The organism is Pseudomonas sp. ACN8, from assembly GCF_002303925.1.
In the GTDB taxonomy this organism is placed as follows: Bacteria; Pseudomonadota; Gammaproteobacteria; order Pseudomonadales; family Pseudomonadaceae; genus Aquipseudomonas.
Genome location: NZ_MRCS01000010.1, coordinates 111160 through 124455, shown reverse-complemented (window position 1 = coordinate 124455; position 13296 = coordinate 111160). Strand labels below are relative to the sequence as shown.

Here is a 13296-nt window from a genome sequence, read left to right as displayed (position 1 = left end):
CCGAGTGGTTCGAACCACTGGCGAAGAGACAGGGGTTTTTCAACTGTGGATAACTTATTCCACAGTGACCGACTTCGCCAAATTGCGCGGCTGATCAACGTCAGTACCCTTGAGTACGGCGACGTAGTACGACAGCAGCTGCAGCGGGATGGTGTAGAGGATCGGCGACAGGATGTCGTGGATGTGCGGCATGTGCACCACGTGGGTGCCTTCACCGTTGGTCATGCCGGCCTTCTCGTCAGCGAAGACGATCAACTGGCCACCACGAGCGCGGACTTCCTGAAGGTTGGACTTCAGCTTCTCCAGCAGCTCGTTGTTCGGCGCCACGGTCACCACTGGCATGTCGTTATCCACAAGCGCCAACGGGCCGTGTTTCAACTCGCCGGCCGGATAGGCTTCGGCGTGGATATAGGAGATTTCCTTGAGCTTGAGCGCCCCTTCCATCGCCACCGGGAACTGCGCGCCACGGCCGAGGAACAGTGTGTGGTGTTTTTCGGCGAACAGTTCGGAGATTTTTTCCACGGTGCTGTCCATGGCCAGCGCTTCGCCCAGACGGGTCGGCAAACGACGCAGTTCTTCGACCAGCGTTGCTTCGACACCTTCGGCCAAGGTGCCACGAACCTGACCCAGGGAAAGCGTCAGCAACAGCAGGCCAACCAATTGCGTGGTGAAGGCTTTGGTCGATGCCACACCGATTTCGCGACCGGCCTGGGTCAACAAGGTCAGGTCGGATTCGCGCACCAGCGAGCTGATGCCGACGTTGCAGATCGCCAGGCTGGCGAGGTAACCCAGTTCCTTGGCGTTGCGCAACGCGGCCAGGGTGTCGGCGGTTTCACCGGACTGGGAAATGCTCACGAACAAGGTGTCCGGCTGCACTACCACCTTGCGGTAGCGGAATTCGCTGGCGACTTCGACCTGGCAAGGAATGCCGGCCAGCTCCTCGAGCCAGTAACGCGCGACCATGCCGGCGTGGTAACTGGTGCCGCACGCGACGATCTGTACGTTACGCACTTTGGCGAACAGCTCGGCGGCCTGTGGGCCGAATGCCTGTACCAGGACCTGGTTCTGGCTTAGGCGACCTTCCAGGGTGCGCTGAACCACGGACGGTTGCTCGTGGATTTCCTTGAGCATGAAGTGACGGAACTCGCCCTTTTCAGCGGCTTCGGCGCCGTCGCGATACTGCACGGCTTCGCGCTCGACAGCCTGGCCGTTGACGTCCCAGATCTGCACGCTGTCGCGGCGGATTTCGGCGATATCGCCTTCTTCCAGGTACATGAAGCGGTCGGTGACCTGACGCAGGGCCAACTGGTCGGACGCCAGGAAGTTTTCCCCCAGGCCCAGGCCGATCACCAGCGGGCTGCCGCTGCGGGCTGCGACCAGGCGATCAGGTTGCTTCATGCTGATCACTGCCAGGCCATAAGCACCGTGCAGTTCTTTGACAGTTGCCTTGAGGGCCACGGTCAGGTCGCTCAGATCCTTGAGTTTGTGGTTCAACAGGTGAGCGATGACTTCGGTGTCGGTGTCCGAGGTGAACACATAACCCAGGGCCTTGAGTTGTTCACGCAGGGCTTCGTGGTTCTCGATGATGCCGTTATGCACCACCGCCAGGTCGCCGGAGAAATGCGGGTGGGCATTGCGCTCGCACGGCGCACCGTGAGTAGCCCAGCGGGTGTGGGCAATGCCAAGACGCCCAAGCAGTGGCTCGGCGGCCAGTGCTTGTTCCAGTTCACTGACCTTGCCCGGACGACGCACGCGCTCGAGTTTTTCGTCGTTGGTGTAGACCGCCACGCCGGCACTGTCATACCCGCGGTATTCCAGACGCTTCAGGCCTTCGACCAGGATGGCGGTGATGTTACGTTCTGCGACTGCGCCGACAATTCCACACATGCTATTTCTCCTGACTGACAGCCGCGCAAATCAACGTGATGCCGCGGGCCTGAATCTGATCGCGAGCCTCTAATGGCAGGCGTTCATCGGTAATAAGGGTATGGACACTGCTCCAGGGCAGTTCCAGGTTGGGAATCTTGCGGCCGATCTTGTCGGCCTCCACCATCACGACCACTTCGCGGGCGACTTCGGCCATGACCCGGCTCAGCCCGAGCAGTTCGTTGAAGGTGGTTGTACCGCGAACCAGATCGATGCCATCGGCACCGATGAATAGCTGGTCGAAGTCGTAGGAGCGTAGGACCTGCTCGGCGACCTGCCCCTGAAAGGACTCGGAATGCGGGTCCCAGGTACCACCGGTCATCAACAGCACCGGTTCGTGCTCAAGTTCGCTCAGGGCATTGGCGACATGCAGCGAGTTGGTCATCACCACCAGGCCGGGTTGCTGTCCGAGTTCCGGGATCATGGAGGCAGTGGTACTGCCACTGTCGATAATGATCCGCGCATGCTCACGAATCCGCGCGACGGCGGCACGGGCGATGGCTTGCTTGTACTTGGAAATCGGCTGACCAAGATCCGCGACCAGTTCCTGAGGCATGGTGATCGCCCCGCCGTAACGACGCAGCAACAGGCCATGGCTTTCAAGTGCCGCCAGATCCTTGCGAATCGTAACTTCCGACGTTTCGAAACGCTTGGCCAACTCATCCACACTGACTTCGCCCTGCTCATTGAGCAAGGCGAGGATGTTGTGACGACGCTGAGGTGTATTACGCTTCGACATGAGCTGGTAAGTTTCGTTTCGAAAGATAACGGAAGCAATCAAAACCTATCAGCGAAACTTCGTCAAGCGCCAAGCGATAAAAAGAGCTGTGGATAACTTGCTAGCGATGGGCGTGAACGATGATGCATTCTTTCTGGAAAAATGCGCCGCTCTCGAATTCATCGCGAGCAAGCTCGCTCCTACAAGGGAATTGTGGATAACTCAGCCCTTCTTGATCTTCTCAGGCCGCTTCCAGCCATCGATGTTCTTCTGACGAGCACGCCCGATAGCCAACTGGGATTTATCCACAGTCGAGGTAATGGTCGAACCGGCAGCCGTGGTCGCACCGTCCAGGATATCCACAGGCGCTACCAACGAGTTGTTGGAACCGATGAACACGTCTTCACCCAGCACGGTTTTCCACTTGTTGGCACCGTCGTAGTTGCAGGTGATGGTGCCAGCACCGATGTTGGTGCGTGCGCCCACTTCGGCATCGCCCAGATAAGTCAGGTGACCGGCCTTGGCACCTTCGCCCAGGCGAGCGTTTTTCAACTCGACAAAGTTACCCACATGGGCCCGCGCTTCCAGCACGGAACCTGGACGCAGACGCGCGAACGGGCCAGCATCGCTGCCTTCACCCAGAATGGCACCCTCGATATGACTGTTGGCCTTGATGACCACGCCTTTGCGCAGGGTGCTGTCCTTGATCACGCAGTTCGGGCCGATCACCACGTCATCCTCAATGACCACTTTGCCTTCAAGGATCACATTGATGTCGATCAGCACATCGCGGCCTACGGTCACGTCTCCCCGTACATCGAATCGTGCCGGGTCGCGCAGCGTCACACCTTGAGCCATCAAACGACGACCGGCGCGCAATTGATAATGCCGTTCCAGTTCGGAGAGTTGCTTGCGGTCATTGGCGCCCTGCACTTCCATGGCGTCGTGCGGTTGCTCGGTGGCCACCACCAGACCATCGCTCACTGCCATGGCAATGATGTCGGTCAGGTAGTACTCGCCCTGGGCGTTGTTATTGGAGAGACGGCTCATCCAGTCGCCAAGGCGGGCAAAAGGCAGCGCCAGAATGCCGGTATTGCCTTCGGTGATCTTGCGTTCGGCTTCATTGGCATCTTTCTGTTCGACGATGGCCGCAACCTTGCCGGCGGCATCACGAACAATTCGGCCGTAACCGGTCGGGTCATCCAGCTCGACGGTCAGCAAGCCCAGCTGCTGCGGACCGACCTGCTTGAGCAGGCGCTGCAGGGTTTCGACCTCGATCAACGGCACATCACCGTAGAGCACCAGCACGGTGTCGGACTGAATGAACGGCACTGCCTGAGCAACGGCGTGACCGGTACCCAGCTGTTTATCCTGCAGGACGAAATTCAGGTCATCCGCTGCCAGGCGCTCGCGCACGGCATCGGCACCGTGACCGATCACGACGTGGATGCGCTGTGGATCAAGTTGCCGGGCGCTGTGGATAACATGGCCAAGCATCGAGTTGCCGGCAATCGGGTGCAAGACTTTCGGCAAAGCGGAACGCATGCGCGTGCCTTGGCCAGCAGCGAGAATAACGATTTCAAGAGACATGACTGGCTACCAATCCTGGGTGGTCAACGGCTGCGACCAGGTTGTAAAAGTCGGAAAAGAAAAAAGGGTAGCCGAGGCTACCCTTTTTAATCAATCACACAACAAGTGCTGCCTTAGTGGCCGAACTTCTTGCGGATCTGCTGGACGGTGCGCAGCTGAGCTGCAGCCTCGGCCAGACGTGCGGCAGCAGAACCGTAATCGAATTCCGCGCCTCGCTCATGCAGGGCTTTCTCGGCAGCCTTAACGGCTTCCAAAGCTGCGGCTTCGTCCAGGTCGGCAGCACGTTGCACGGTGTCGGCAAGAACCTTGACCATGTTCGGCTGAACCTCGAGGAAACCACCGGAGATGTAATACACCTCCTCTTCCCCGCCCTGCTTGACCAGGCGGATCGGACCTGGCTTCAGATTAGTGATCAGCGGCGCGTGACCCAGAGCGATACCAAGATCACCCAGTGCACCGTGCGCAATCACCATCTCGACCAGACCGGAAAAGATTTCTCCTTCCGCGCTGACGATATCGCAATGGACTGTCATAGCCATCTGATTGCCTCAACCTAAATTAGCGCCCGTTGCCGGGCGCCGGGATTACAGTTTCTTGGCTTTCTCGATCGCTTCTTCGATGCCGCCAACCATGTAGAACGCTTGTTCTGGCAGGTGGTCGTAGTCACCGTTGAGGATGCCTTTGAAGCCAGCAATGGTGTCTTTCAGGGAAACGTATTTACCCGATGCACCGGTGAAGACTTCAGCCACGAAGAACGGCTGCGACAAGAAGCGCTGGATCTTACGAGCACGGTTTACCAACTGCTTGTCGGCTTCCGACAGCTCGTCCATACCCAGGATCGCAATGATGTCCTTCAGTTCTTTGTAACGCTGCAGAACGTACTGAACGCCGCGAGCGGTGTCGTAGTGGTCCTGGCCGATTACGTTCGGGTCCAGCTGGCGCGAAGTCGAGTCGAGTGGATCGACCGCCGGGTAGATACCCAGGGAAGCGATGTCACGGGACAGAACGACGGTAGCGTCCAAGTGGGCGAAGGTGGTCGCTGGCGACGGGTCGGTCAAGTCATCCGCAGGTACGTATACCGCTTGGATCGAAGTGATCGAACCTTCCTTGGTCGAAGTGATACGTTCTTGCAGAACGCCCATCTCTTCAGCCAGGGTCGGCTGGTAACCTACTGCCGAAGGCATACGGCCCAGCAGTGCGGATACTTCAGTACCGGCCAGGGTGTAACGATAGATGTTGTCGACGAACAGCAGAACGTCGTTACCTTCGTCACGGAACTTCTCGGCCATGGTCAGGCCGGTCAGTGCTACGCGCAGACGGTTACCCGGCGGCTCGTTCATCTGACCGTAAACCAGTGCCACTTTGTCCAGAACGTTGGAGTCCTTCATCTCGTGGTAGAAGTCGTTACCCTCACGAGTACGCTCACCCACACCGGCGAACACGGAATAACCGCTGTGCTCGATGGCGATGTTACGGATCAGCTCCATCATGTTTACGGTTTTGCCTACACCGGCACCACCGAACAGACCGACTTTACCGCCTTTGGCGAACGGGCAAACCAGGTCGATAACCTTGATGCCGGTTTCCAGCAGGTCGTTGCCGCCTGCCTGTTCAGCGAACGAAGGCGCTGGACGGTGAATGCCCCAACGCTCTTCAGTGGCGATAGGACCAGCTTCGTCGATCGGGTTGCCCAGAACGTCCATGATCCGGCCCAGAGTCGCTTTACCGACCGGTACGGAGATGGCTGCGCCAGAGTCGACAACGTCCAGACCGCGCTTCAAGCCTTCGGTGGAACCCATCGCAATGGTACGAACCACGCCGTCGCCCAGCTGCTGCTGAACTTCCAGGGTGGTCCCGGCCGCGCTTTGTACAGTCAGCGCGTTGTAGATGCTCGGTACGCTGTCGCGTGGAAATTCCACGTCGATAACGGCGCCGATGATTTGAACGATACGTCCGCTACTCATAGCTGGATCCTCTGAATATTTGAACCGTTAAACCGCGGCAGCGCCGCCGACGATTTCCGAGATCTCTTGGGTGATCGCAGCCTGACGCGCCTTGTTGTAGACCAGCTGCAAATCGCTGATCAAATCACCGGCATTGTCGGTAGCGTTCTTCATCGCGATCATCCGCGCAGCTTGTTCAGCCGCGTTGTTCTCGACCACCGCCTGGTAGACCTGCGACTCCACGTAACGGACCATCAAGCCGTCCAGCAGCTCCTTGGCATCCGGTTCGTAGAGATAGTCCCAGTGGTGCTTGAGGTCTTGATCCGGGGTTGCCACCAGTGGAATCAACTGCTCCACGGTAGGCTGTTGCGTCATGGTGTTGATGAACTTGTTGGACACCACGGACAGGCGGTCAATACGGCCGTCCAGGTAGGCATCCAGCATCACCTTGACGCTGCCGATCAGATCATTGATCGACGGCTCTTCACCCAGGTGGCTGATAGCTGCAACGACGTTACCGCCGAAGTTGCGGAAAAAGGCCGCACCCTTGCTACCAACGACACACAGATCGATCTCGACGCCGTTTTCGCGGTTTACCGCCATGTCCTTGACCAGGGCCTTGAACAGGTTGGTGTTCAAGCCACCGCACAGACCACGGTCACTGCTCACTACGACATAACCGACACGCTTGATTTCGCGGTCGATCATGAACGGGTGGCGGTATTCCGGGTTGGCGTTGGCCAGATGCCCAATTACCTGGCGGATACGCTCCGCATAAGGACGGCTAGCAGCCATGCGCATTTGTGCCTTGCGCATTTTGCTGACCGCCACTTTTTCCATGGCGCTGGTAATCTTTTGCGTGCTTTTGATGCTCGCAATCTTACTGCGAATCTCTTTTGCGCCTGCCATGTAACACCTATCAGGTTAGCAAGCGGGAGCCTTGCGGCTCCCGCTGCGGCTTACCAGGTTTGGGTGGCCTTGAACTTCTCGATACCGGCTTTCATGCCAGCGTCGATTTCGTCATTGAAGTCACCTTTCACGTTGATCTTCGCCATCAAATCGGCGTGATCGCGGTTGAAGAAAGCAATCAGCGCTTGCTCGAAGCTGCCGATCTTGGCGATTTCAACGTCAGTCAGGAACCCACGCTCAGCGGCATACAGCGACAGCGCCATGTCAGCGATCGACATTGGTGCGTATTGCTTCTGCTTCATCAGCTCGGTAACGCGCTGACCATGCTCAAGTTGCTTACGGGTCGCTTCGTCCAGGTCAGAAGCGAACTGGGCGAATGCCGCCAGTTCACGGTACTGAGCCAGAGCGGTACGGATACCACCGGACAGCTTCTTGATGATCTTGGTCTGAGCGGCACCACCCACACGGGATACCGAAACACCGGCGTTCACTGCAGGGCGGATGCCCGAGTTGAACATGGCCGATTCCAGGAAGATCTGACCGTCGGTGATGGAAATCACGTTGGTCGGAACGAACGCGGAAACGTCGCCAGCCTGGGTTTCGATGATCGGCAGTGCGGTCAGGGAACCGGTTTTGCCGGTCACTGCGCCGTTGGTGAACTTCTCTACGTATTCTTCCGAAACGCGGGATGCGCGCTCCAGCAGACGGGAGTGGAGATAGAACACGTCGCCTGGGTAAGCTTCACGGCCTGGTGGACGGCGCAGCAGCAGGGAAATCTGGCGGTAAGCCACTGCTTGCTTGGACAGATCGTCATAAACGATCAGCGCGTCTTCACCGCGGTCGCGGAAGAATTCACCCATGGTGCAACCGGAGTACGGTGCCAGGAATTGCAGCGCAGGAGATTCCGAAGCACTGGCAGCCACGATGATCGTGTTGGCCAGGGCGCCGTTTTCTTCCAGCTTGCGAACCACGTTGGCGATGGTCGATTGTTTCTGACCGATCGCTACGTAGACGCAGAAAATGCCGCTGTTCTTCTGGTTGATGATCGCGTCGATCGCCAGAGCGGTTTTACCGATCTGACGGTCACCGATGATCAGCTCACGCTGGCCACGGCCGACAGGGATCATGGCATCGACAGCCTTGTAGCCAGTCTGTACAGGCTGGTCTACCGACTTACGCCAGATCACGCCTGGAGCAACTTTCTCGACCGCGTCGGTCTCGGTGTTGCCCAGTGGACCTTTGCCGTCAACAGGGTTACCCAGTGCGTCGACTACGCGACCCAGCAGTTCCTTACCAACCGGAACTTCCAGGATGCGGCCGGTGCACTTGGCGCTCATGCCTTCAGCCAGAGACTGGTATGCGCCCAATACAACGGCACCTACGGAGTCTTGCTCCAGGTTGAGGGCCATACCGAAGACGCCGCCCGGAAACTCGATCATCTCGCCGTACATTACGTCGGCCAGACCGTGAATCCGCACGATACCGTCAGATACGCTGACGACAGTGCCTTCGTTACGGGCTTGGGAGGTCACATCGAGCTTGTCGATGCGGCCCTTGATAATTTCACTTATTTCGGAAGGATTGAGTTGCTGCATTGCTCTGCTGCCCCTTCAAACTCAAGATTTCAATGCTTCGGCAAGTTTCGCGATTTTGCCGCGAATCGAGCCATCGATAACCAGGTCGCCGGCGCGGATGACGACACCACCAATAAGGGCAGCGTCCTCCGCAACTTGCAGGCGCACTTCCCGGTTGAGTCGTGCACTGAGAACCTTGGCGAGTTTGTCTTGCTGTTCTTGGTTCAATGCAAAAGCACTGGTCACTTCAACGTCTACCGACTTCTCTTGTTCGGCCTTGTACAGGTCAAACAGAGCGGCGATCTCCGGCAACAGCGGGAGACGGTCGTTTTCGGCAACGACGTGGATGAAGTTCTGTGCCTTGGCATCAAACTTGTCGCCGCACACGTCAATGAACGTGGCGGCCTTTTCTGCGCTCGTCAGTCGCGGGGCCTTGAGCACGCGCTGCATGGTGTCGTCTTCCGACACCGCTGCAGCCAGGCCGAGCATGGCTGACCAATTGGCCAGTTGCTGGTGGGCCTGAGCGTGCTCGAAGGCCGCCTTAGCGTAAGGTCGGGCCAACGTGGTCAGTTCTGCCATGATCGCCCTCGCTTAGATTTCAGCAGCCAGTTGGTTAACCAGCTCTGCGTGCGCGTTTTGATCGATTGTGGCACCCAGGATCTTCTCGGCGCCGCCGACTGCCAGCAAGCCCACTTGGGCACGCAGCGCGTCTTTGACACTGTTCAGTTCCTGTTCGATCTCGGCTTGAGCCTGAACCTTCACACGGTCAGCGTCGACACGGGCTTTTTCAACAGCCTCTTCGACAATCTGGTTACCGCGTTTCTTGGCTTGCTCGATGATTTCAGCTGCCTGAGCTTTCGCTTCGCGCAGTTGGTGACCCGCTTTCTCTTGGGCCAACTCCAGGTCGCGAGCTGCACGGCTGGCAGCGTCCAGACCATCAGCGATCTTCTTTTGACGTTCGTGCAGAGCCGCAATGACCGGAGGCCATACGAACTTCATGCAGAACAGTACAAAAATCAGGAACGCAACGGACTGGCCAATCAGGGTCGCATTAATGTTCACGCCAACACCTCGCAGTTACGTTGTCCATCACACCAAATTACCCGGAAGATCCGAGTAATTAGCCAGCGATTTGACCAACGAACGGGTTCGCAAAGGTGAAGAACAGAGCGATACCAACACCGATCATGGTTACGGCGTCGAGCAGACCGGCAACGATGAACATTTTAACTTGCAGCATTGGAACCATTTCTGGCTGACGCGCTGCGCCTTCCAGGAACTTGCCGCCCAGCAGGCCGAAACCAATTGCGGTACCCAGTGCGCCCAGGCCGATCAACAGTGCAACAGCGATAGCGGTTAGACCAACTACAGTTTCCATCTTTCCTCCCGACTTTTACGTCGTATGGTTTAGGTTTTTTAGATTAAAGCGGTAAAACAAATCGTTTCAGATGCCCCGCAAGGAGCACCTTCCCGTTTTACCGGGAAGGACATCAGACTAGTCGAGACTGGCCTTAATGGTTTTCTTCGTGTGCCATCGACAGGTAAACGATGGTCAACATCATGAAGATGAACGCCTGCAGGGTGATGATCAGGATGTGGAACACAGCCCACGCCCACTGCAGAACAACGCCCAGGCCACTAAGCCAGAGCAGACCGCTGCCGAACATCACAGCAATCAGAATGAAGACCAGCTCGCCGGCGTACATGTTGCCGAACAGACGCAGAGCCAGGGAGATCGGCTTGGCGATCAGGGTCACGAATTCCAGCAGGAAGTTCACCGGGATCAGCAGGGCCTGAACGAAGATGTTCTTGCTGCCGAACGGGTGCAGGGTCAGCTCGCCGATGAAGCCGCCGAGGCCCTTGACCTTGATGCTGTAGAAAATGATCAGTGCGAAGACCGAGAACGCCATGCCCAGGGTCGCGTTCGGGTCGGTGGTCGACACGGCGCGGAACGGGATGTGGTGGTCGCCGGTGATCAGGATGGCCAGTTGAGGAATCCAGTCGACCGGTACCAGGTCGACGGCGTTCATCAGGAACACCCAGACGAAGATGGTCAGTGCCAGCGGTGCAATCACCGGGCTACGGCCATGGAAGCTGTCTTTCACGCTGCCATCGACGAATTCGACCAAAACTTCAACGAAGTTCTGCAAAGCACCTGGCTGACCCGAAGTCGCTTTTTTTGCCGCCATGCGGAAAAGAAGAACGAAGATCAGACCCAATGCGACCGACCAGCCGAGAGTATCGACATGGAAAGCCCAGAAGCCCATTTCCTTGGCTTCTGCTGCGGTGTGGGCAAAGCCCCAGCCGCCGGTAGGGAGCTGACCGAAGGTCAGGTTCTGCAAGTGGTGCTGGATATAGCCCGAAGCGGTTGTTTCTGCCATGGTTGCCTCAAACGCCCTAAGGTCTCGAAAGTCTTGTTCTCATCAGCAGGGGAGCGAACCAGCTGACTGACTGAGTCAGCACGAAGGCACCGAATACTGCAATCGGCGCCAGTGGCTTCACACCTGCAAACACCAGTGCAAACAGCACTGCCGTCAAAATCAGTTTGCCTGCCTCGCCGGCATAAAAAGACCGGACGATGGACTGGGCCGCTCGAGCGCCGGAAAACCGAAATGCCCTGTGAGCGAAATAAACATTGGGTAGCAAGGCTATCAGGCCTCCGCAGAGTCCCGAGTACCCGGCAACGACTCCATATCGGTACCAAAGCGCCAAAGCGGCGATCAGCAACACGACAAATTGAGCCATTAACACCGGAAAAACTGCCAGGCGATGGAAGGGCAGGCGGTTTGGCGTGCGGGTTTCCATCACTTTTACTCTCCAATGGTCGGCTGCCGAAATTCAATAACTTGGCATAATTTGTGCCGACAAAATGCGCGCAGAGTATAGGGGCGGTTCTGCCCCTATTCAACTGTCAGGTAGTGATTTCCGACTGCGCGCTACATGAGGAAATGTTTCAGCGGATATGTGCAAGTACGCCTTGAAGCTCATCCAGTGAGTTGTAGCCAATCACCAACTGCCCTTTACCCTTCTTACCGTGGCGGATCTGCACCGCAGAGCCTAGGCGCTCGGCCAGGCGCTGTTCGAGACGGGCGATATCCGGGTCCGGTTTTGCCGGTTCAACAGGCTCCGGTTTCCCACTCAACCACTGGCGAACCAGTGCCTCGGTTTGGCGCACGGTCAGCCCGCGTGCGACAACATGTCGCGCCCCTTCAACCTGTTGAATTTCCGGCAAACCGAGCAATGCACGGGCATGACCCATTTCCAGGTCGCCGTGGGACAACATGGTCTTGATGACTTCCGGCAAGGAAATCAGGCGCAACAGGTTGGCCACGGTCACCCGGGACTTGCCCACAGCCTCGGCTACCTGTTGCTGGGTCAGCTGGAACTCCTGCTGCAAACGCTGCAGGGCCACGGCTTCTTCAATCGGGTTCAGGTCTTCGCGCTGGATATTCTCGATCAGGGCGATAGCGATCGCGGTTTCATCGGGTACATCGCGAACCATCGCCGGGATCGTTTCCTGCCCGGCTTGCTGGCTGGCGCGCCAGCGGCGTTCGCCGGCAATGATCTCGAAGCGGCCGCTGCCGATCGGGCGAACCACGATGGGCTGCATGACACCCTGGGCCTTGATCGACTGCGCCAGCTCTTCGAGCGCCTGCGGATCCATGTCACGACGCGGCTGGTACTTGCCGCGCTGGAGCAGATCCAGGGGAAGGTGCTGCAGCTCACGCTGATCGGCTTGCGCCGCTTGTTCTTCCAGCGAGCTGACAGTCGGACCACTCAACAGAGCATCCAGTCCACGTCCGAGACCTCGTTTCTTGACGGCCATGGGGATTCCTTAAGTTGCCTGAGCAGCGGCGATGCGTGAGTTTTTGCGTTGACGACGAACCATCTCGCCCGCCAATGCCAGGTAGGCAACGGCGCCTCGCGACGCTTTGTCGTACGCCAGCGCCGGCATGCCGTAGCTTGGTGCTTCGGCCAGACGGATGTTGCGTGGAATGACGGTATCGTAGAGCTGCTCGCCGAAGTGTTCCTTGAGCTGCGCCGAGACATCGTTCATCAGGCTAAGGCGCGGGTCGTACATCGTGCGCAGCAGGCCTTCGACCTTCAGGTTCGGGTTCAGCAGTTCAGAGATACGCTTGATGTTATCCACAAGGTCGCTCAAGCCTTCGAGTGCGAAATACTCGCACTGCATGGGGATAATGACCCCGTCGGCGGCAACCAGTGCGTTCAGGGTCAGCATCGACAGCGACGGCGGGCAGTCGATCAGGATGTAATCGTAGTTTTCCCGGATCGGCGCCAGCGCGCTGCGCAGACGGCTTTCCTTCATCTGCATTTCCAGCAGAACCACTTCGGCCGCGGTGAGATCGCGGTTGGCCGGCAACAGCTGGTAACCACCGTGTTCGGAGTAGTGCATGGCCTGGGCCAGGTCACATTCGCCGATCAGCAGGTCGTAGACCGAGTTTTCCAGGCCATGTTTATCCACACCGCTACCCATGGTGGCGTTGCCCTGTGGATCGAGATCGATCAACAGCACCCGGCGCTTGGTCGCGACCAGGGATGCTGCGAGGTTGATGCAGGTGGTGGTTTTGCCCACGCCACCCTTTTGGTTCGCAATCGCGAATACCTTAGCCATTCT

Annotated in this window: 14 protein-coding genes; all 14 read right to left on the bottom strand. The window is 57.9% G+C overall.

Going from position 1 to position 13296, the window contains the following annotated elements; genetic code table 11:
• Positions 1-54 precede the first annotated feature (54 nt).
• Positions 55-1887, bottom strand: a complete 1833-nt coding sequence (glmS, locus tag BSF44_RS08055; protein WP_095943041.1) for a glutamine--fructose-6-phosphate transaminase (isomerizing) — start codon at positions 1885-1887, stop codon at positions 55-57.
• A gap of 1 nt (position 1888) precedes the next feature.
• On the bottom strand, positions 1889-2665 hold the full coding sequence (locus tag BSF44_RS08050; protein WP_095943040.1) for a DeoR family transcriptional regulator: 777 nt from the start codon (positions 2663-2665) through the stop codon (positions 1889-1891).
• Between the two features lie 201 nt (positions 2666-2866).
• Complete coding sequence (gene glmU, locus BSF44_RS08045; RefSeq protein ID WP_095943039.1) at positions 2867-4234, bottom strand: bifunctional UDP-N-acetylglucosamine diphosphorylase/glucosamine-1-phosphate N-acetyltransferase GlmU; 1368 nt, start codon at positions 4232-4234, stop codon at positions 2867-2869.
• Positions 4235-4347: 113 nt separating this feature from the next.
• The gene (locus BSF44_RS08040) at positions 4348-4773 is read right to left on the bottom strand and encodes a F0F1 ATP synthase subunit epsilon (RefSeq protein ID WP_007985046.1); all 426 of its coding nucleotides are present in this window, start codon (positions 4771-4773) and stop codon (positions 4348-4350) included.
• Positions 4774-4818: 45 nt separating this feature from the next.
• Positions 4819-6198, bottom strand: coding sequence for a F0F1 ATP synthase subunit beta (atpD, locus tag BSF44_RS08035; protein WP_008045671.1), 1380 nt, complete (start codon positions 6196-6198; stop codon positions 4819-4821).
• Positions 6199-6225: 27 nt separating this feature from the next.
• On the bottom strand, positions 6226-7086 hold the full coding sequence (gene atpG, locus BSF44_RS08030; protein WP_008045673.1) for a F0F1 ATP synthase subunit gamma: 861 nt from the start codon (positions 7084-7086) through the stop codon (positions 6226-6228).
• Between the two features lie 50 nt (positions 7087-7136).
• Complete coding sequence (gene atpA, locus BSF44_RS08025) at positions 7137-8681, bottom strand: F0F1 ATP synthase subunit alpha (protein WP_030132553.1); 1545 nt, start codon at positions 8679-8681, stop codon at positions 7137-7139.
• A 21-nt stretch (positions 8682-8702) separates the two neighbouring features.
• Positions 8703-9239, bottom strand: a complete 537-nt coding sequence (locus BSF44_RS08020; protein ID WP_008045680.1) for a F0F1 ATP synthase subunit delta — start codon at positions 9237-9239, stop codon at positions 8703-8705.
• Between the two features lie 12 nt (positions 9240-9251).
• Positions 9252-9722 (bottom strand): F0F1 ATP synthase subunit B, encoded by a 471-nt coding sequence (locus BSF44_RS08015; protein WP_008045681.1) that lies wholly within the window; start codon positions 9720-9722, stop codon positions 9252-9254.
• A gap of 58 nt (positions 9723-9780) precedes the next feature.
• Entirely contained in the window at positions 9781-10038 is a 258-nt protein-coding gene (atpE, locus tag BSF44_RS08010; RefSeq protein ID WP_003097235.1) for a F0F1 ATP synthase subunit C, read from the bottom strand.
• Between the two features lie 133 nt (positions 10039-10171).
• Entirely contained in the window at positions 10172-11041 is an 870-nt protein-coding gene (gene atpB / locus BSF44_RS08005; protein ID WP_095943038.1) for a F0F1 ATP synthase subunit A, read from the bottom strand.
• A gap of 16 nt (positions 11042-11057) precedes the next feature.
• A complete protein-coding gene (locus tag BSF44_RS08000; protein ID WP_008045685.1) occupies positions 11058-11465 on the bottom strand; it encodes a F0F1 ATP synthase subunit I in 408 nt (135 codons plus the stop codon).
• Positions 11466-11613: 148 nt separating this feature from the next.
• Entirely contained in the window at positions 11614-12486 is an 873-nt protein-coding gene (locus BSF44_RS07995; protein WP_008045687.1) for a ParB/RepB/Spo0J family partition protein, read from the bottom strand.
• Positions 12487-12495: 9 nt separating this feature from the next.
• Positions 12496-13293: a ParA family protein gene (locus BSF44_RS07990; protein WP_095943037.1), complete on the bottom strand. Its 798-nt coding sequence runs from the start codon at positions 13291-13293 to the stop codon at positions 12496-12498.
• Positions 13294-13296: the final 3 nt, after the last annotated feature.